We start from the raw sequence: 18,262 nt of genomic DNA, 5'->3' as shown, positions 1-18,262 counted from the left end.
GATCGGCAAGACATCCCCCTAGGTCGTGGGCGGCAAGGAGCCCCCGGGGGGGGCCCCCCCCCCCCCCCCCCCCCCCCCGGGGGGGGGGGGGGCCCCCCCCCCCCCGGGGGGGCCCCCCCCCCCCCGGGGGGGCCCCCCCCCCCCCCCACGCCCCGGCCGGCACCGTACGGATCAAACCCATCTGCACCGCCAGTTGGAACTCGTCCCGCCGCAGTTCCAGTTCCTGTGCCGCGCGCGTCAACGCCAGCGTCCGCGCGCCTTCCTCCACCGTCATGACGGTCTCCCCCGTGAGTGCGAATACTCTCGGTGACGACCGTAACGCGACGTGACGCCTCCTCGCTCGGCCTGTGGATAACCTCAGAGTTCGGTGAGGCCGGCCCGGCCCGGCTGCCGCGCCGCCACCCCGAGGTGCTCTCCGACGCGGTTCACCAGCAGGGTCATCTCGTACGCCACCTGACCGACGTCCGCCTCGGCGGCGCTCAGCACACACAGGCAGCTGCCCTCGCCCGCGGCCGTCACGAAGAGAAGGGCGTCGTCGAACTCGACCATCGTCTGCCGGGCGCGACCCGCCTTGAAGTGCCGGCCCGAGCCGCGGGCCAGGCTGTGCAGGCCGGAGGAGACGGCGGCCAGATGCTCGGCGTCCTCTCGCGCCAGGCCGCTGCTCGCACCCGTCACCAGACCGTCGTTGGACAGCACCAGCGCGTGTCGTATGTGCTCGACCCGCTGGGTCAAGTCGTCCAGAAGCCAGTCCAGTCCCTTGTCCAGCGCCATGTCCGGTCCTCCCCCTGTGTGTTGCGTCCCCGTCGACCCGAAGTCCCCGTGGTCCGCGTGGTCCGCGTGTCGTCCGCAAGCCTTACGCAGTGTCGTGGACAGAGCAAGCACTCACGGACGCCTCGCGTGCCGTGACGTGGCCCCCATGGCAGGGAGCCCCCCCATGGCAAGGAGCGCGGCTCAGCCGACGGAGTCCAGCAGCCGGGCCGTGTGCATCCGTCCCGCGTACTCGACGAGACGGATCAGGACCTCCTTGCCCGAGTCCCGGTCCCGCGCGTCGCACAGCACCACCGGCGTGCCGCGGTCCAGGTCCAGGGCGCGCGACACCTCGTGCGCGCTGTGGTTCCGGGCCCCGGCGAAGCAGTTGACGGCGACGACGAAGGGGATCTTGCGGTGCTCGAAGTAGTCCACCGCCGGGAAGGAGTCCTCCAGCCGTCGGGTGTCGGCGAGGACGACGGCCCCAAGGGCTCCCTGGGACAGCTCGTCCCAGAGGAACCAGAAGCGGTCCTGCCCCGGCGTGCCGAAGAGGTACAGGGAGAGCCCGGAGCGGATCGTGATGCGTCCGAAGTCCATCGCCACGGTCGTCGTGGTCTTCTGGGCGACGCCCCCGGTGTCGTCCACCGCCTCCCCGGCCCTGCTGAGCCGCTCCTCCGTGCGCAGCGGACGGATCTCGCTGACCGCGCCCACCAGGGTGGTCTTGCCGACGCCGAAACCGCCGGCGACCAGGATCTTCAGGGCGAGGGCGGTGGCGTCCACGCCGCCGCCGCCCGTACCGGTGCTCTCAGAGCGCTCGTAGGCCATCGATGACTTCCCTCAGGATCTGTTCGTCGGGCAGCTGTGCGGGCGGGACGGGTCGGCTGACCTTGACGAAGCCCGCTTCGAGGAGATCGCCGAGGAGGACACGGACGACGCCGACGGGCAGGTCGGCGTCGGCGGCGAGTTCCGCCACCGACTGGGTCTCGGCCCGGCACAGTGTGAGCAGGGCCCGGTGTTCGGGGCCGAGGAGCGACTCCTCGGCCCGGCCGGACGTGTTGTCGTCCACGACGACGAGTGCGATGAGGTCGAACCGTACGTTGCTGGGGCCCGGCTTGGTGCGGCCGCCGGTCATGGCGTACGGCCGGACGAGCGGCCCGGCGTCGGCGTCGTACCACTGACTGCCCGGCACGGCCCGGCCGTCGCCGGTGCTGTCCTCGTTCATGGGTGTCTCCGGTCAGCCGGCGGCCGGCGGGGTGGCGGTGATCCGCGGCGGGGTGTGCAGATGCTCGCCGACCCGCTTCACCAGGCGGGCCATCTCGTAGGCGATGAGACCGATGTCGGCGTTGACCGAGCTGAGGACGGCGAGGCACGAGCCGTCCCCGGCGGCCGCGACGAACAGGAACCCGTCGTCCATCTCCACCATCGTCTGGCGCACGCCACCCGTGTGGAACTGGCGGCCCGCGCCCTTGGCGAGGCTGTGGAAACCCGAGGCGATGGCGGCCAGGTGTTCGGCGTCCTCCCGGCTGAGGCCGCTGGAGGAGCCGACGGCGAGACCGTCGTTGGACAGCACGACCGTGTGACGCACCTCCCGTACCCGGACGACGAGGTCGTCGAGGAGCCAGTCGAGTTCACCTGAGCGGTGGTGGGAGATCCTCTCGTGGTCGATCATTCCTGGTCTCCTTCACTGTCGAAGCCGGTGCCGAGGGGGCGCCTGGTGCCGGGGGCCGCGCCGCCGCCCCGGGTCCAGCCGTCGCGATAAGCGGTCATGCGGTCCCTTACCTGCTCGGGTGTGCGTTCGGCCGCGCGCTCTACAGCCGGGTTCCGTGGTGGGTCCGCCGGGGGCGCCTCGCGCAGCTGCGGTACGAGACTGGCCTGGCGCACCCTCCGGGGCAGCTGGTCCCCGTCCTCCACGGGGGCGGAGGGGGGCGGGGAGGGGGGCGCCGACGGCTGAGGCGGTGCCTGCGGGGGCTCGGGCGTGGGTGGGGGCGTGCGCGGGGGCGTGGGGCTGTGCGGGGCCGAACGGCCGCGCTGCCGCAGGGTGGTGATTCCGCTCGGCGGCTGCTCGGGGGAGCCGGATTCCGGTCCGTCCGGCTGCGCCGAGAGGGCGGGGATGCGCGGCGGGCGCGGCAGCGGCTGGGACGGTACGGGAGCCACGGCGACGGGCTGCTGCCGCCGGTGCTGCGCGAGCGCCGCCGCCGGCGGAGGCGGTGCTTCCTCGGTCCGCCGCGGCTCCCGCTCGGGCGGGCGGGAGCCGTGCTCCCTCCGTCCGGGTGGGAGTGCGCTCTGCAGGAGGTCCGTGGGGAGCAGGACGACCGCCGTCGTACCCCCGTAGGGGGAGGTGCGCAGGTGGACCTTGATGTCGTGCCGGGCGGAGAGCCGGCTGACCACGAACAGTCCGAGCCGGTCGCTGTCGAAGAGGTCGAGGGCCTCGGACTGCTCGATCCTGGTATTGGCCTCGGCGAGGCTCTCCTTGCCCATGCCGAGACCTCGGTCCTCGATCTCCAGGGCGTAGCCGTTTCCGACCGGTTCGCCGCTGATCCGCACCTTGGTGTGGGGCGGGGAGAACTGGGTGGCGTTCTCGACGAGTTCGGCCAGGAGGTGGGTGAGGTTGGCGACGGCGCCGCCGACGACCGCCGTCTCGGGGAGCCGGCCCACCTCCACGCGCGCGTAGTCCTCGATCTCGGAGACGGCGGCCCGTACGACATCGGTCAGGGGGACCGGCGTGCGCCAGGCGCGGCCGGGCGCGGCGCCGGAGAGGATGATCAGGCTCTCGGCGTGGCGCCGCATGCGCGTGGTGAGGTGGTCGAGGCGGAAGAGGTCCCCCAGCTCGTTCGGGTCGTCGGCCCGGCGCTCCATGCTGTCCAGCAGGTTCAGCTGCCGGTGGACGAGGACCTGGCTGCGGCGGGCGAGGTTGACGAAGACGCCGGAAATCCCGTCGGCGAGTTCGGCGCGTTCGACGGCGGCGGAGAGCGCGGCGCGGTGCACGGTGGTGAGCGCCTCCCCGACCTGGCCGATCTCGTCCTGCGGGGCGGGTCCCGGCGGGGCCTCGGCCAGGACGTCGATCTCCTCGCCGGCGCGCAGCCGGCGCATGGCGGCGGGGAGCTGGCGACGGGCGATGTGCAGGGCCGTGTTGCGGAGCCTGACCAGTTCGACGACCAGGGTGCGGCCGATGCGCACCGAGATGACGAGGGAGGCGGCGACGGCGGCGAGGCCGAGCAGGACCGCGGCGCCACCGACGGTCAGGACACCGCCGGCGAACGGGTCGGCGCGGTCGGCGGCGGCCCGGCGGGCGTCGGTCTCGATCGTGTGGAGACCGCTCCGTACGACGGCCACGGCGTCGTCCCACGTAGCGGCGGGCACCGCCTGGGCGGCCCTGCGGCCGGGGGCGGCGGCGCGGACCCGGTCCTCCGCCGCCATGAGCTGCTGGTGGCCGCGCTGGTCGGCGAGCTTCTCCCAGGCGGCGCGCTCGGGGCCGCGCAGGTCGGCCGTGGCGGCTTCGAGAAGGGTACGGCGCGTCTCCACGGCGCCGGTGAACTGCCGGAGCCTTTCCGCGGTGAGCTCGCCGCCGAGGTGGGCGGAGCCGAGCAGGGCGTCCTCGCGGGCGAGCATCTCGCCCGCGCGGCCGAATTCCAGGAGCACGCGCGCGTGGGAGCCGATCTCGGTGTCCTGGATGCCGGTCAGTGCGCCGCCGACGGCGAAGGCGGCGGAGATGGCGGCGGTGTACTCGGCGTACACCTGGTCCCAGTCGGCCCGGCCGGTGGCGGCCGCGGTACGCAGTCGGCCGAGCCCTTCGGCCTTGGCGACGAACTGTCCGACCCGGTCGGCGACTTCGCGGGGGAGGTCGCCGGTGTCGCCGACGGTGTGCCGGTCGTCGAGGCGGAGCCGGGCGACGGCCGCGTCGGTGCGCCGTGCCTGATCCCTGAGCTCGGTGGCGCGGCCCGGGCCCGGCGCGGCGACCTGGCGTACGGCGGCGCGGCGTTCGGCCTGGAGCGCGCGAACGGCGGCGGTGACGGGTGCGCGGATCTCGGCGTCCACCCGCTGGAGCTGGCGCAGCCGGGCGATGTCCTGCGCGGTGGTGACGGTGGCGAAGCCCCACAGGGCGAGCAGCGACACGACGGGCACCATCAGCAGCGAGACGATCTTGGCACGGACGGTACGGGGCCGCGGACCCCACCGCCGGGTCCCGCCGTCCCGTACCTCCGCGGACCGGAACGCCTCCGCGGACCGGGCGGCGTTCGAGGCGGGTGCGGCGTCGGGGGCGGGCCGCGGCGGTTCGACCGCGGGTGGCCCGGCGTGCGCGCGCCGCCCGCGCGCCGCCGCCCGCGGCCGCGCCGTCGTGTCGGCGCCCTGGGTCCTGCGGGGAGTTCGCATGGCCTCCTCGTTCCGGCTGCGTCTGTCCTGGTGCTGTACGTGATCCTGTGCGTGGTGCGTCGGGCGCGCCGTACCCGGTTCGGCTGCTGCGGGGATTACGGGGACGCGGAGTTCGGCCTAGGCGGGGCGTGGCGCCGACGGTGCCTGCGGCGTCTGCGGCGTCCGCGGCGACTGCGGCGACTGGTGGAAGCCGGGCGGCGCCACATCGACGGCGCGGTCGTCGGGCTCGGTGAGCCGTTCCGCCGAGGCGTACGCCGCGCGTTCCTCGGCGGTCGGGGAGAGCGCCACGAAGGCCGAGGTGATGAAGAGGTAGGAGCCGAGTCCCACGGCGAGGGGGAAGATGAACTGCATCGCCGAGGCTCCGGAGAGCGTCGTGGCCGAGGGGACGACATCGACCCGGACGGCGAACATGCCGGTGTAGTGCATGCTGCTGACGGCCGCTCCCATCACGAGGGAGGCCATCGCGACCGCGGTCGGCGCGTGGATGTTGAGCGCCGCCCACAGCGCGGCCGTCGCGGCGACGACCGCGATGACGACGGAGAGCGCGACGAGGACGGGGTCGTACCGCACCTGGCCGTGCAACCGCAGCGCGGCCATGCCCATGTAGTGCATGGAGGCGACGCCCACGCCGGTCGTGAGCCCGCCGATCAGGAGTGAGCGGAACCGGTCGCGGCCGTACCCGACCGCGAAGACGCCGACCCCGACGACGGCCATGGCGATGAGCAGACTGAGGATGGTCAGGGGAACGTCGTAGCGGATGTCGGTCCCGGTGACGCCGAAGCCGAGCATCGCGACGAAGTGCATCGTCCAGATGCCGGTGCCGATCGCGGAGGCGGCGGTGAGCAGCCAGTTGCGTCGTGATCGTCCGCTCGCGTCGAGCGCGCGGACGGTGCAGCGCAGCCCGAGGGCCGCGCCCGCGCAGGCCATCGCGTACGACAGCACAGGTGTCAGCCAGCCGAAGGTGGCGTGGTCCAGGTGTCCCATGACCCGGGGACGCTAGTCCGCACCGGGGGGCGCATCAGGGGCGCATTTCGAAAGCTGATGGAATATGACGCAGAGATGTTCCAGAACGATCGTGCAGCGCTCGAACGTGCACGCAGGACGTTCACCCCTGAGGCTGAGGCATCATGCACGCATGAGCGATGACCCCACCCACGTCCAGGAGTTCTTCGGCCCCCGCGCCGCCGGCTGGGACGCGCGCTTCCCCGACGACGGTCCGGCCTACGCCGCGGCCGTCGCCGATCTCGGGCTGCGCCCGGGCGGCGCCGTGCTCGACGCGGGCTGCGGCACAGGGCGCGCGCTCCCCGCGCTGCGCGAGGCCGTGGGACCCGAAGGAACCGTCATCGGCGCGGATCTGACGCCCGAGATGCTCGACGAGGCGGTACGGGCCGGGCGCGACGGGGCCGCGACGCTGCTCCTGACGGATGTCGCCCGGCTTCCGCTGCGCGACGGGGCGCTCGACGCCGTCTTCGGTGCCGGGCTCGTCTCCCACCTGGCGAATGCGGCCGAGGGCCTGCGCGAACTGGCCCGCGTCGTGCGCCCCGGCGGTCAGCTGGCCCTCTTCCACCCGATCGGCCGGGCCGCCCTCGCCGCCCGCCACGGACGGAAGGTCACCGAGGACGACCTGCGCGCCGAGCCCCGCCTCCGCCCGCTTCTCGCCGCGTCCGGGTGGCACATGGTCCGTTACGTGGACGAGGACGACCGTTACCTGGTGCTCGCCGTACGCGAGGGCTGAGACGCGGGGCCGAGACGCGCGGGCTGAGACGCGAGGGCTGAAGAGCGCCAGGTCGTTCGTCGTACAGGACCACAACCTCGGCGCCCAACACGACCGGGTCACCGAGCCGGTCCAGCCCGAGAGCGGCGCCACCGGCTAGTTTCCCCCCAAGGGCGACTGGTCGTCCCTGATGGCCTACGAGTCGAGCTGCCGCAAGACCACCAAGGGCGCCTGCACCCGGATCAACCACTTCACCAACCCGAAGCAGACCTACCGGGGCGAGGCCCTCGGGGTGCCGCTGGGCAAGCCGGGCCAGTCCGACACCTCGGACGTGCTCAGCCGGAGCGGAGTCACCGTCGCCGCCTACCGGACGGCGAAGACCTCCGACGCGATGTGCGCCGTGACGGCCTCTGTCTCCCCGAAGGGCGCCGGCTCGGTCCGGCCCGCACAGCCGGGCCCGTACCCACCGGGCACCAGCTCCGTCTTCTCCGCGGAGGCGGCCGAGGGGTACGTCTTCTCCGGCTGGAGACTCGACGGTGAGGCGGTCGAGGGCGGCCCGACCGGCCTGCGGGTGCCGGCCGGGGACCACACCGTCCTGGCCGAGTTCACGAAGGGCAGGACACCGAGGCCGACGGTCACGACGGAGACGGTCGGCAGCGGCACGGTGAAGAAGATCCCCGTCAAACGGGCGGATTCGGCCGAGCGGGCGGATTCCCCCGAGCGGGCGGATTCGACCGAGCGGGCGGCGGATTCGGCGAGCGCGGACCTGCTCTACCAGGCGGTCCCGGCGCCCGGTCACGTCTTCCTGGACTGGCTGCTCGACGGCGAGCCGTACGGCGGAGACGAGGAGCACGCCAAGGGCGAGACCGCGGTCCACTTCGAGGAGGAGGCGCACACACTGACGGCCGTCTTCGGCCGCGAGTAGCCGGGCAAGCCGCCCGACGCGCCCTTCTGCCCCGGCACTTCCCTGTCTACGGTGGAAGTGCCGGGCAACCGTGTCCGGGAGAGGCGGCAGGCCATGGCCCGTATGCGAGCGATACTGCGCACCCTCCTGCCGGCCGCGCGGCGAGCGCCGGACGAGCCGCGACCGCGGCCGGGAACCCGCAAGGCTCCGCGCGGGCGCCGGCCGCACAACATCTTCGAGGCCGCGGCGACCTATGTGGTCGGGTGCGTGGAGGAGGACCAGGACCAGATCGACGAGGCCGTCACCTGGGTCCAGCCGGAGGCGCTCTCCTTCGGCGTCAACGAACTGGCCTGCCGGGCCGTGATCGCGCTCGCCCGCGAGCGCGACGAGTCGCCGCGCACCGTGGCCCGGTCCCTGCTCGGGCTCCCTGAGATCTCAGAGGCCTCGGAGGCCTCAGACGGCCCTGAGACCTGAGTCGTACGGAATCGGCCGCACCACTTTCGGCCGGAGACTCTCGACGCGCGGGTTACCCACTGGTTAAGGTGCGCCGACGACCAGAAGGGGAGGCTGCCGTGGGTGGGACGGACCCGACCGCCGACAACACCGCAGAAGCCGGCGCCGCCGACGGCACCGACGACGACGCGTTGTACGTGCTGACGGCGGTGCTGCTGACGCCCGCGCAGTTCCCGAGCGTCCTGGGCGACGACTATCCGGCGGCGTGCGCGGCGCTCGGCCTCGAACCGTACGCCGAGGGGTACGGGCTCGTGCTCGGCCAGGACGGCACGGGCGCCCGCTGGACCGTGATCGTCGACGACGTGTCGCTGGTCGCGGTGGCCATCGCCTCCTGGGACTGCGGGATGGAGTACGACCTCTCCCCCGACGAGCGCTCCGTCGTGGCCGCGCTGCCCGGCTGGCCGCTCGCGGTGGCCTCGGCCGCCCCCGGCCTCCCCGCCCCGCACGATCCGGAGCCGGAGGAGGGCGACCGCGCCCCGCTGGCCCCGCCGTCCGCCGACGCCTGGGGCCCCGCGCAGCGGCGTCTCGGCGCCGACGAGGTGGCGTTGCAGTGGGCTGCCTGGCGGGCCCAGATGGACGACGACGAAGCGGGCGCCGAGGCCCGGGCCGCAGCGGGTAAGGGCACCATCGAGAGCGACGCCGCCACCGACGCAGGTGTCGGCGCAGGCGCGGGCACAGGCGCCGGCACTGACACCGGCAGCGGCACAGGCGCAGGCGCGGACCGTCCGCACGACCCGTACGACGGTGTCCGCCGCGCCCTCGCCGAACTGCGCGGGTATCTCCAGGAGGCACCCCCGGTCGGCCGGGTGCGGTCGAGCTTCGCCGCCGGCGGGGCGCGGATGCTTCGCGCGGACGGTCCCGGCTGGTCCCTGGTGGCACGGACCGACGACATGGCCTTCCTCCTCCTGGACGACGAGCCGCGCGAGGTCCTCCCGGTGGCCCGCGGCCCCAAGCTGCCCGCCCTCCTGGAGGCGCTGGACGCGATGGCGGTACGCCCTTCCTGACCCGGCGCCGTAAGGACGGGTGACCCACGCGACCTGGGCAGGGCCACACGAGCCGGAGGTCCGAGGTGTGGTCCGGGACCATGGCCGCACGGAAGGGGTGCCCCGCACGATGTGCGGCGCACCCCCTTTCCGTCGTCCCACGGAGGCCGTCCATGCGCCTGTTCCGAGGCGTTCCGTTGCTCGCCGTCGCCGCGCTCCTGACCGGGCTTACCGTCGTCGGCCCCGCCGCTCCGGCGGGGGCCGAGCCCGCCCCGCCGGACCCGTGTGCGGCGCGGCACCGGATCCAGGTCCCCGGCGCGGAGCACCAGGAGACCGCGTGTCTCGGTGATCTGACGACCGCGGGCCTCGCGGGCACCGCGTACACCGACATGGCGGACCAGGCCGGTCTCTCCGCGAAGGGCACGAGGAATCCGTCCGGCGTGCCCGGTCTGCAGATCGACGGCTACTTCCCCGACGACTCGCGCCTCAACGCCACGCACGGCTGGGCCCACGACTCCCAGTTCGTGATCCGGCTGCCCGAGCGCTGGAACGGCGGCCTGGTCGTCACCGGCGCGCCCGGCACCCGGCGGCAGTACTCCACGGACGCGCTGATCTCGGACCATGTCCTGGCCCAGGGCTTCGCGTACGCCGCCACCGACAAGGGGAACACCGGGCCGGACTTCTTCACCGACGGACGTGAGCCCGGCGACGCCGTCGCCGAGTGGAACCACCGGGTGACCGAACTGACGCGCGCCGCCAAGAAGGCCGTCCGGCAGCGGTACGGCCGGGCCCCTCACCGCACGTACATGACGGGCGTCTCCAACGCCGGCTATCTGACCCGCTGGCAGCTGGAGAACCGCCCCGAGCTCTACGACGGCGGGGTCGACTGGGAGGGCGTCCTGTGGACGACCCGCGGGCCCAACCTGCTGACGAGTCTGCCGGTGACCGTCGCGCGGTCGCTCGGGCGGGCTTCCGACGAGGACCTGATCGACGCCGGTTTCGCATCGGGCTCGCGCTTCCTGTGGCCGTACCACGAGAAGGCGTACTGGGGGCTGACGCAGAAGGTCTTCCGAGCCGAGTTCGACCCGTCGTACGACCCGGGCTGCCCGGGCTCCACGGCCGGTTCGACCGTCGAGCGGATCCTCGCGGCCTGCGCCTCCGACGCTTCGTACGACTACGGCTCACGACCCGCGTCCGTGCGCCGGGCGGTCGCCAAGGTGGCGCTGACCGGCCGGATCGGCAAGCCGCTGATCACGCTCCACGGCGATCTCGACGCGCTGCTGCCGATCGCGACCGACTCGGACGTGTACGCGCGGATGATCGACGAGCGTGGCCGGGGCGGGCTGCACCGGTACTACACCGTCCAGGACGGCACGCACACCGACGGTCTGTACGACACGTACCCGGACCGGCTGCGGCCGATCCTGCCCTGCCACCGCTCGGCCTTCACGGCGCTGACCAGGTGGGTCGAGGAGGGCACGGCTCCGCCCGCGGACCGCACGATCGCACGGCCGGCGGGCGGTGACGTGGTCAACTCCTGCGCCCTGGAGGGGCGGGGCTGAGGCTCAGACCGTCTCCAGGGGGCGGTGCGGCTCGGCCGGAAGCTCGACCTCGATCGGGTCGCCGGGCCGCACCACTCCGCCCGTGAGGACGATGCTCATGATCCCGGCCTTGCGGACGATCTGCCCGTTCTCGTCGCGGCCGAGGACCTGCTTGAGGAGTCCGTGCCGGTAGTTGTCGATCTGCGCGCAGGGGTTGCGCAGTCCTGTGACCTCCACGACCGCTTCGGCGCCGAGCCGCAGCCGGGTTCCGGTGGGCAGGGCGAGGAGGTCGATGCCGCGGGTCGTGATGTTCTCGCCGAGGTCGCCGGGGGCGACCTCGAAGCCGGAGCCGGCGACCTCGTCGAAGAGTTCCGCGTGGATGAGATGGACCTGCCGCAGGTTCGGCACCGTCGGGTCCTTCGCCACGCGAGAGCGGTGCTTGACCGTGACGCCCGCGTGGACGTCCCCCTCGACGCCCAGCCCGGCGAGCAGCGTGACGCTGTCCCGGTTCGGCTTGGTGAACGAGTACACGCCGTTGCTGCTGACCGTCGCGACCGTACCGCTCACACCTGTGCCGGTGCCCATGCCCAGGCCCCTGTCCATGCCGGTGCCCATGCTCATGACGCGGGCCTCCCCTCTCCCGTACCGATGATCATCTCCGACCCTACGACACGGTCTTTCGGCGCCTCCGGACGGCCCTTCCCGTCAGCGGTCGAGTTGCTTGCGGGAGACCCGGCGCAGCCTGCGCCGCTGGCTCGGGTCCAGGGCCAGGTAGGCCACGGCGGGCACGCCGAGCACCACGAGGAGTGACATCCAGAAGCCGATCAGGGGCATCAGGAGAAGGCCGACGGCCACTCCTCCGATCACCAGTTTGGTCCGTGCCGTCATGGGTGACGCCTCCTTCTCGGGCGGGGGTACGGGGCTGTCAGGCCGCCGTACGGAGCGGCTCGCCGACCTCGTGCAGGTGGCCCAGCGCCTGCCGGTAGGACTCGACGAAGCCGGTCTCCGTGTAAGGGATACCCAGTGTGCGGCAGTGCGCACGCACGGCGGGCTGGGCGAGCCGCAGATGGGGCCGGGGCATGCTCGGGAAGAGGTGGTGCTCGATCTGGTAGTTCAGGCCACCGAGGAACCAGTCGGTCAGGGCGCCGCCCCGGATGTTGCGCGAGGTGAGCACCTGCCGGCGCAGGTGGCCCCAGCTGTCGCCGTCCGGATGAGCGTCGGGCATCTCCATCCCCTTGTGGTTGGGGGCGAAGGCCAGGCCCAGGTGGAGTCCGAGGAGCATCTGGTGGACGAGGGCGAAGAGGAGCGCCTGGCCGATGGTGAGCGTGGTCAGGAGCAGGGTCGCGTAGCCGGCGACGTGGGCGAGCAGCAGGGCGCCCTCGACGAGCCGCTCGCGCCGGGTGCGGTAGGGCCCGTTCGGGGAGAGCAGGGCCTGGAATCCGTACACCTTGAGGGCGATGCCCTCCAGGGTGGTCAGCGGGAAGAACAACCAGGCCTGGTGGCGGGTGAGCCAGCCGCGCACTCCGGTCCTGCCCGCGGTCTGGTGCTGGGCGAACACGAGGATGTCGGCCGCCACGTCCGGGTCCTTGTCCAGGTGGTTGGGGTGGGCGTGGTGGCGGTTGTGCTTGTCGTTCCACCACTCCTGGCTCATGCCGAGCAGGAGGTTGGCGTGGACGAGCTGGATGATCCGGTTGCGCCGCCGGTCGCCGCTGATCTGCGCGTGGCCGGCGTCGTGTCCGACGAAGGCGGCACGGGCGGAGAGCAGCGCGAGAGGGACGGCGAGGAGGAGCGCCCACCAGGACGGGCCGAGCAGGACCAGACCGGCGACGACGGCGGCGAGGCCGAGGAAGTTGACGGCCATCCCGCGTGCGTACCAGCCGGCCCGGCGCTCCAGGAGCCCTTGCTCCTTGACGGTGCGCAGGAGGGGGGCGAAGTCGCTGCCGCCGCCTCTCCTGGCGGGGGTGCTCCGATCGGGCGCCGTGAGCGTGGCGGTGGCCTGGGGCATGGCGGTCTCCGGTGTCCGTGGGTGGGGGTTCGGGCGCGGTCCGCCCGGCTCCCTCGAACCTACGGAGCGGTGATCGTGCGCGGCCATGGCGTCATCCCCCGGGATTCCGGGGGGTCTGCCCGGGCGCGGGGGTGGGGCTGGCTCCACCGGCTCTCCCCCCCGGAGCAGGGGCGCGGGGCGAGGTGATCCAGGTCACGTCGGTTCGATGGGAGGGCATACGGTCCGCTCGGGTACCCTCGGCCGCTCGGTCCGCTAGTCAAATTTGAGGAATGCGTTGTCGTCGTCTTCGAGGCCCGATGAACTCGCCCGCCACTCCGCCGTCTTCCTGCCCTCCGACCCACCCCGCGCCGGCCGGATCGCCTTCTGGCCGGCGGACCGGCGGACGGAGCAACGGACAGAGCAACGGACAGAGCAGTGCACTGAGCCGTGGACGGAGCAGTGGAAGGAGCAGTGGACGGACGAGGTGACCGTGGTGGGCGACGACGTCCGCCCGCACACCGTGCCCGCGCTGCTCCTTCCCGTACGGGAAGCCCTGCCCGCCCTCACCCGTGCCCGCTTCTCCGAGGACTCCTCCCCCGCGAGCGCCTTCTGGGGCGCCGCCACCCTCCTCGCCCTGCACCTGGCGGCGAAGGGCCTGCTCCTGCCCGGCCTCACCGCCACCGACCGCGACGCGTGGCGCGCCGGTCCGCTGGGCCGCGAGGAGCTGGCGGAGCTGCGGGCGCTCGCCGCTTCGATGCCCCCGTCGGCCCACGCCGTACCGCTCGCCGGGGAAGGGGAGTTGCGGCTGCCCGAGCCCGAGGGACTGCTGCGCGCCTTCGTGGACGCCGTCGTGGACGGCCTGCCGCGCACGCCGGCCGCGCCCCTCGCCGCGGGCGGGCCCGCCTTCGCCGCCGACGCACCGCAGGAGCTGCCCGGGCAGCGGGCGTGGGCGGCGGACGTGGCGGCGGGCCACGACGCGGGCGTACGGCTCTCGCTGCGCGTCGAACTCCCGGGGCTGACCGCGCGTCAGGCCCCGGCCTTCCGTGCCGTCCTTCAGATGCACAGCGTCAGCGACCCGGCCCTGGTCGCGGACGCGGCCGACGTGTGGGCCGGATCCGGCCCGGCCGGCGGGGCGTTCGGGCCCCGCGTACGGCTGGACGCACTGCTCGCGCTGCGCCGCGCCGCCCGCGCCTGGGCACCGCTGACCCCGCTCCTCACGGCGGCCGCACCCGACGCCGTCGACCTCGCCGACGACGAGATCACAGACCTGCTCGGCCCGGCGGCCAGGGCCCTGGGCGCGACGGGCATGCAGGTCCACTGGCCGCGTGATCTGGCGCACCGGCTCACGTCCCGCGTGGTGATCGGCCCGGTGGACGAGGAACGGACCCCGGTGGACGAGACCTCCACCGGTGCGCACACGGACGGCGGTCCGTACGAGGGCCCGTACCCGAGCACCGGCACCGGCACCGGCACCGATGGCTACAGCGGTGACGGCGACGGTGGCACACCACCCACCCCCGGTCACCGTTCCTCCGCTCTGCCGTCGTTCCTCTCCGCCGACGCTCTCCTCGCCTTCAACTGGCGTTTCGCCATCGGCGGCCAGGAGCTGACGAGGGCTGAGCTGGACAGGCTCGCCGAGGCCGATCGGCCGGTGGTGCGGCTGCGCGACCAGTGGGTGCTGGTCGACCCGGCCGAGGTCCGCCGCGCCCGCCGGGCCCACGACCGCAAGCTCACTCCGGTCGACGCGCTCGGCGTCGTCCTCACCGGCACCACCGAGGTCGACGGCCGCCAGGTCGAGGTGCAGGCCACGGGCGCGCTCGAACGGCTGCGCGCCCTCCTCGCCGACCCCGAGGGCGGCCCCCAGGACGTCGGCCCGCCCGCCGGACTCGCCGCGACACTCCGCGACTACCAGCTGCGCGGCCTGAACTGGCTCCACCGGATGACCTCCCTCGGCCTCGGCGGCTGCCTCGCCGACGACATGGGTCTCGGCAAGACGATCACGCTCATCGCACTCCATCTGCACCGGCAGAGCGATCCCTCCGCCGCGGGGCCCACCCTCGTCGTCTGCCCCACCTCCCTCATGGGCAACTGGCAGCGGGAGATCGAGAAGTTCGCGCCCGGCACTCCGGTACGCCGCTTCCACGGGCCGTCCCGCGCACTGGAGGACCTGGCGGAAGGAGAGTTCGTCCTCACCACGTACGGCACCATGCGGCTCGACACGGAGAAGCTCGGGCGGGTTCCCTGGGGCATGGTCGTGGCGGACGAGGCCCAGCACGTCAAGAACCCGTACTCGTCCACGGCCCGGCAGCTGCGGACCATCGGCGCCAAGGCGCGCGTGGCCCTGACCGGCACCCCCGTCGAGAACAACCTCTCCGAGCTGTGGGCGATCCTCGACTGGACCACTCCCGGCCTGCTCGGCCGGCTCGGCGCCTTCCGCTCCCGCTACGCCTCGGCCGTCGAGGGCGGCGAGGACCCGGCCGCCGCCGCGCGCCTGTCCGCCCTGGTCCGCCCCTTCCTGCTGCGCCGCCGCAAGTCGGACCCAGGGATCGCACCCGAGCTGCCCCCGAAGACCGAGACCGACCGGGCCGTCTCCCTGACGACGGAACAGACGGCGCTCTACGAAGCGGTGGTACGGGAGACCCTCGCGGCGATCGCCGAGGCCGACGGCATGGAGCGCCGCGGCCTGGTCGTGAAGCTGCTGACCGGCCTCAAGCAGATCTGCAACCACCCCGCCCAGTACCTCAAGGAGGAACGCCCGCGGATCGAGGGCCGCTCGGGGAAGCTGGAACTCCTCGACGAGCTCCTCGACACGATCCTGGCGGAGGACGGCAGCGTGCTGGTCTTCACCCAGTACGTGCGGATGGCGCGGCTGCTCGAACGGCATCTGGCGGCGCGCGGTGTACGGACCCAGTTCCTGCACGGCGGTACGCCGGTCGCCGAGCGGGAGGCGATGGTCGCCCGCTTCCAGGACGGCGACGTGCCGGTCTTCCTGCTCTCGCTCAAGGCGGCGGGCACCGGCCTCAACCTGACCCGGGCCGGGCATGTCGTGCACTACGACCGCTGGTGGAACCCGGCTGTGGAGGCCCAGGCCACCGACCGGGCGTACCGCATCGGGCAGACCCAGCCGGTCCAGGTCCACCGGCTGATCGCCGAGGGCACGATCGAGGACCGGATCGCCGCCATGCTGCTGCGCAAGCGGGAGCTGGCCGACGCCGTGCTCGGCGGGGGCGAGGCGGCACTGACCGAACTGACCGATGCCGAGCTGGCGGATCTGGTCCAGCTGCGAGGGGATGGAGGGGCCCGCCGATGAGCGCGTACGACGGGACGCACGACGACGAGCACGACGAGCGCCATGAGCACGACGACCAGGGGAAGGAGGAGCGGACGTTCGCCGCTCTGCCGCCCGCCGGTGGCGGGGCCTTCGCCCGGACCTGGTGGGGCCGCGCGTGGCTGAAGGCCCTGGAGGACACCGCTCTCGACGGCCGGCAGCTGAAGAAGGGGCGCGGGCACGCGCGCGCGGGCGCGGTGGGCGCGGTGTCGGTACGGCCGGGCCGGATCACGGCGGTCGTCAAGGACCGCGACGGCTCCGCGTACCGCAGCGATGTGCTGCTGCGGGAGCTGTCGGAGGCGGAGTGGGACCGGCTCCTGGACCTGGCGGTGGAGAGTGCGGGGCACATCGCGGCCCTGCTCGACCACGAGATGCCACCGCACCTGGTGGAGGACGCGGCGGCCGCGGGGCTCGAACTGCTGCCGGGCATCGGCGACCTGGAGCCCGAGTGCGGCTGCGAGGCCTGGGACCACTGTCCGCACACGGCGGCGCTCTGCTACCAGGTGGCGCGGCTGCTCGACGAGGACCCGTTCGTGCTGCTGCTGATGCGGGGGCGTGGCGAGCGGGCGCTGCTGGCGGCGGTGCAGGAGCGCGGCGCGGTCGGGGAGCGTGCCGCTCGGGAAGGCGCCGCTCGGGAGGGATCCGTCACCGCGGGAGCCGTCGCCGCGGGGGCCGTCGCGGAGGGGGTGAGCGCCGAGGAGGCGTTCGCCGCGCGGGACATCCTGCCGCCGCTGCCCGTCCCGCCCACGCTGCCCGCCGCCCCGGGTGAGCCGCCGTCCCTCGACACCGAGACGGCTCCGGGGCCCGGCCTCGACCCGAAGGCGCTGGAGTTCCTCGCGGCGGACGCGGCCGCCCGGGCGCACCGGATGCTGGCCGAGGCGCTCGCCCCGGGTCACGCCCCGGCCGAAGCGCCTCTGACGGCAGGTCAGGACGCGGTGCGTCTCGCCGCGGGCGCTCCCCCGCCGGGGATCGCCGACCGGCTGGCCGCCGGTTCCGGGCGGCGTCGGGCGGAGCTGGACCTCGCCACGCGCGCGTGGCGCTTGGGAGGCGCGGCCGCCCTTTCCGTACTGGAGGAGGAGGGGGCGCCCGGCGGCGAGGCGACGGCCCGGGCGAAGGCACGGCTCGCGGAGGCCTGGGAGGAGGGAGAGCGGCCGGTGCTGCGGCCGGCCGGGGCCGGGCGCTGGACGGTGGCCGGCGCGGACGCACAGCTGCGGGTGGGCGAGGACGGCCGCTGGTGGCCCTACCGCAGGGAGCGGGGCGCCTGGGTCCCGGCCGGTCCGGCGGACCAGGACCCGGCGGCCGCGCTGGCGGGTCTGTGGCCGGGTGGGGGGACCGTCACAGAAGCGGGGCCGTGAGCTTCGCCGCGGCGCCGCCCGTCGCGGAGCCGCCGGAGTACGCGGCGAGGCTGCAGGCGACGGCGTCGGAGCCGAGGAGATAGCCGCTGCGGTACGGGTACTGGACGAAGGTGGTCCAGCGCGTACCGCTCGGCTGCTCCGCGGCCTTGGCCCGCAGCGGCGCCCGGCACAGCTCCGCCGCCGCGTCCCGTACGTCCTGGTCGGTGCGGGGGGCGCCGGTGAGCCGCACGACGGCGACGAGCTGGGCGTCGTGCGCGCGGTGGCAGTCGCGGCGGACGACGGTGCCCGGAGCGTCCCGGTCGATGTCGAAGCACTCCCCCACGCGGAGTCGCTGGTAGGGAACTGCCGGTCCGGCGGTGGTCCTTGCGGGCCCGGTGGGCCCGGTGGTCCCGGCGGCGCCGGGGAGCGAGGCGGTGGGGGCGGGCGGGGCGGGAGCGGGTGACGTGGGCCGGGGCGTGGCGGAGTCGTGGACGGACGCGGTGGAGGTGGGGGCCCCGGTGGGGAGGGGCGAGGGCCGGCGCGCGTCGATCCCGCCCTGGGGCCCGGCCTGTTGGCCGCCGGTGGGCTCGGTCCCGGCGCTCGCGGCGGCTTGAGCGGGCTTGGGGCCGTCCGACGCCGGCGGCTTCTCCCCGGCCCCGTGACGGCCGACGATCACGACGGCGGCCACGAGGAGGAGCATCGGCACGACGAAGTACCGGAAGGACGACGACAGGTCGGCGGAGAGCGGGGACATGATGACCAGGGTCACCCGCCGACGGCGGCCCGGACGACCGACCCCGTTGCATTGAGAGCAAGTTGCAGCACGGCCCGTACAGAACTGTG

At 73.9% G+C, this 18,262-nt stretch carries 18 protein-coding genes; 7 read left to right on the top strand and 11 right to left on the bottom strand.

What is annotated here, in order from left to right:
* From ACF06X_RS31925 to ACF06X_RS31895, 7 genes are all read right to left on the bottom strand, one after another.
* A partial coding sequence (locus ACF06X_RS31925) for a DUF6397 family protein (RefSeq protein ID WP_392290791.1) occupies positions 1–274 on the bottom strand: 274 nt, incomplete at its 3' end.
* 83 nt (positions 275–357) lie between these two features.
* Entirely contained in the window at positions 358–771 is a 414-nt protein-coding gene (locus tag ACF06X_RS31920) for a roadblock/LC7 domain-containing protein (RefSeq protein ID WP_392290790.1), read from the bottom strand.
* Positions 772–951: 180 nt separating this feature from the next.
* Positions 952–1,572: an ATP/GTP-binding protein gene (locus ACF06X_RS31915; RefSeq protein WP_392290789.1), complete on the bottom strand. Its 621-nt coding sequence runs from the start codon at positions 1,570–1,572 to the stop codon at positions 952–954.
* Positions 1,553–1,969, bottom strand: coding sequence for a DUF742 domain-containing protein (locus ACF06X_RS31910; protein ID WP_392290788.1), 417 nt, complete (start codon positions 1,967–1,969; stop codon positions 1,553–1,555). Before ACF06X_RS31910 ends, ACF06X_RS31915 begins: the two co-directional genes overlap by 20 nt.
* Positions 1,970–1,981: 12 nt before the next feature.
* Positions 1,982–2,416, bottom strand: coding sequence for a roadblock/LC7 domain-containing protein (locus ACF06X_RS31905; RefSeq protein WP_158992936.1), 435 nt, complete (start codon positions 2,414–2,416; stop codon positions 1,982–1,984).
* Positions 2,413–5,118, bottom strand: coding sequence for a nitrate- and nitrite sensing domain-containing protein (locus ACF06X_RS31900; protein ID WP_392290787.1), 2,706 nt, complete (start codon positions 5,116–5,118; stop codon positions 2,413–2,415). The genes ACF06X_RS31905 and ACF06X_RS31900 overlap by 4 nt, the downstream gene beginning before the upstream one ends.
* Positions 5,119–5,235: 117 nt before the next feature.
* Positions 5,236–6,102, bottom strand: a complete 867-nt coding sequence (locus ACF06X_RS31895) for an MHYT domain-containing protein (protein ID WP_392290786.1) — start codon at positions 6,100–6,102, stop codon at positions 5,236–5,238.
* A gap of 151 nt (positions 6,103–6,253) precedes the next feature.
* Between ACF06X_RS31895 and ACF06X_RS31890 the strand changes: the two genes are divergently transcribed.
* From ACF06X_RS31890 to ACF06X_RS31870, 5 genes are all read left to right on the top strand, one after another.
* Positions 6,254–6,853: a class I SAM-dependent methyltransferase gene (locus ACF06X_RS31890; RefSeq protein WP_392290785.1), complete on the top strand. Its 600-nt coding sequence runs from the start codon at positions 6,254–6,256 to the stop codon at positions 6,851–6,853.
* Positions 6,854–7,022: 169 nt separating this feature from the next.
* Positions 7,023–7,757, top strand: coding sequence for a hypothetical protein (locus ACF06X_RS31885; protein ID WP_392290784.1), 735 nt, complete (start codon positions 7,023–7,025; stop codon positions 7,755–7,757).
* A 93-nt stretch (positions 7,758–7,850) separates the two neighbouring features.
* A complete protein-coding gene (locus ACF06X_RS31880; RefSeq protein WP_392290783.1) occupies positions 7,851–8,210 on the top strand; it encodes a hypothetical protein in 360 nt (119 codons plus the stop codon).
* 98 nt (positions 8,211–8,308) lie between these two features.
* A complete protein-coding gene (locus ACF06X_RS31875) occupies positions 8,309–9,253 on the top strand; it encodes a hypothetical protein (RefSeq protein ID WP_392290782.1) in 945 nt (314 codons plus the stop codon).
* 152 nt (positions 9,254–9,405) lie between these two features.
* Positions 9,406–10,794: a tannase/feruloyl esterase family alpha/beta hydrolase gene (locus ACF06X_RS31870; RefSeq protein WP_392290781.1), complete on the top strand. Its 1,389-nt coding sequence runs from the start codon at positions 9,406–9,408 to the stop codon at positions 10,792–10,794.
* 3 nt (positions 10,795–10,797) lie between these two features.
* On the opposite strand, the gene ACF06X_RS31865 is transcribed toward ACF06X_RS31870, so the two are convergent.
* From ACF06X_RS31865 to ACF06X_RS31855, 3 genes are all read right to left on the bottom strand, one after another.
* On the bottom strand, positions 10,798–11,388 hold the full coding sequence (locus ACF06X_RS31865; RefSeq protein ID WP_392290802.1) for an MOSC domain-containing protein: 591 nt from the start codon (positions 11,386–11,388) through the stop codon (positions 10,798–10,800).
* A gap of 90 nt (positions 11,389–11,478) precedes the next feature.
* Complete coding sequence (locus ACF06X_RS31860) at positions 11,479–11,661, bottom strand: hypothetical protein (RefSeq protein ID WP_392290780.1); 183 nt, start codon at positions 11,659–11,661, stop codon at positions 11,479–11,481.
* A 37-nt stretch (positions 11,662–11,698) separates the two neighbouring features.
* Positions 11,699–12,778, bottom strand: a complete 1,080-nt coding sequence (locus tag ACF06X_RS31855) for a fatty acid desaturase family protein (RefSeq protein ID WP_392290779.1) — start codon at positions 12,776–12,778, stop codon at positions 11,699–11,701.
* A 274-nt stretch (positions 12,779–13,052) separates the two neighbouring features.
* Here ACF06X_RS31855 and ACF06X_RS31850 point away from each other — a divergent pair, with 274 nt between their 5' ends.
* Complete coding sequence (locus ACF06X_RS31850) at positions 13,053–16,067, top strand: DEAD/DEAH box helicase (RefSeq protein WP_392290778.1); 3,015 nt, start codon at positions 13,053–13,055, stop codon at positions 16,065–16,067.
* Complete coding sequence (locus tag ACF06X_RS31845) at positions 16,064–17,440, top strand: SWF or SNF family helicase (RefSeq protein ID WP_392290777.1); 1,377 nt, start codon at positions 16,064–16,066, stop codon at positions 17,438–17,440. The genes ACF06X_RS31850 and ACF06X_RS31845 overlap by 4 nt, the downstream gene beginning before the upstream one ends.
* On the opposite strand, the gene ACF06X_RS31840 is transcribed toward ACF06X_RS31845, so the two are convergent.
* Positions 17,421–18,173, bottom strand: coding sequence for a hypothetical protein (locus ACF06X_RS31840; protein ID WP_392290776.1), 753 nt, complete (start codon positions 18,171–18,173; stop codon positions 17,421–17,423). The genes ACF06X_RS31845 and ACF06X_RS31840 overlap by 20 nt on opposite strands.
* Between the last annotated feature and the right edge of the window lie 89 nt (positions 18,174–18,262).

Source organism: Streptomyces sp. NPDC015346, assembly GCF_043078785.1.
In the GTDB taxonomy this organism is placed as follows: Bacteria; Actinomycetota; Actinomycetes; order Streptomycetales; family Streptomycetaceae; genus Streptomyces.
This window is presented reverse-complemented; position numbering and strand designations above follow the sequence as displayed.

Excerpts from the sequence above, each read along its gene's own strand:
- ACF06X_RS31845 (WP_392290777.1), top strand. The coding sequence starts at position 16,064 with ATGAGCGCGTACGACGGGACGCACGACGACGAGCACGACGAGCGCCAT.
- ACF06X_RS31855 (WP_392290779.1), bottom strand. The coding sequence starts at position 12,778 with ATGCCCCAGGCCACCGCCACGCTCACGGCGCCCGATCGGAGCACCCCC.
- ACF06X_RS31895 (WP_392290786.1), bottom strand. The coding sequence starts at position 6,102 with ATGGGACACCTGGACCACGCCACCTTCGGCTGGCTGACACCTGTGCTG.
- ACF06X_RS31860 (WP_392290780.1), bottom strand. The coding sequence starts at position 11,661 with ATGACGGCACGGACCAAACTGGTGATCGGAGGAGTGGCCGTCGGCCTT.
- ACF06X_RS31890 (WP_392290785.1), top strand. The coding sequence starts at position 6,254 with ATGAGCGATGACCCCACCCACGTCCAGGAGTTCTTCGGCCCCCGCGCC.
- ACF06X_RS31915 (WP_392290789.1), bottom strand. The coding sequence starts at position 1,572 with ATGGCCTACGAGCGCTCTGAGAGCACCGGTACGGGCGGCGGCGGCGTG.
- ACF06X_RS31840 (WP_392290776.1), bottom strand. The coding sequence starts at position 18,173 with ATGTCCCCGCTCTCCGCCGACCTGTCGTCGTCCTTCCGGTACTTCGTC.
- ACF06X_RS31900 (WP_392290787.1), bottom strand. The coding sequence starts at position 5,118 with ATGCGAACTCCCCGCAGGACCCAGGGCGCCGACACGACGGCGCGGCCG.
- ACF06X_RS31885 (WP_392290784.1), top strand. The coding sequence starts at position 7,023 with ATGGCCTACGAGTCGAGCTGCCGCAAGACCACCAAGGGCGCCTGCACC.
- ACF06X_RS31865 (WP_392290802.1), bottom strand. The coding sequence starts at position 11,388 with ATGGGCACCGGCATGGACAGGGGCCTGGGCATGGGCACCGGCACAGGT.
- ACF06X_RS31920 (WP_392290790.1), bottom strand. The coding sequence starts at position 771 with ATGGCGCTGGACAAGGGACTGGACTGGCTTCTGGACGACTTGACCCAG.
- ACF06X_RS31910 (WP_392290788.1), bottom strand. The coding sequence starts at position 1,969 with ATGAACGAGGACAGCACCGGCGACGGCCGGGCCGTGCCGGGCAGTCAG.
- ACF06X_RS31905 (WP_158992936.1), bottom strand. The coding sequence starts at position 2,416 with ATGATCGACCACGAGAGGATCTCCCACCACCGCTCAGGTGAACTCGAC.
- ACF06X_RS31880 (WP_392290783.1), top strand. The coding sequence starts at position 7,851 with ATGGCCCGTATGCGAGCGATACTGCGCACCCTCCTGCCGGCCGCGCGG.
- ACF06X_RS31870 (WP_392290781.1), top strand. The coding sequence starts at position 9,406 with ATGCGCCTGTTCCGAGGCGTTCCGTTGCTCGCCGTCGCCGCGCTCCTG.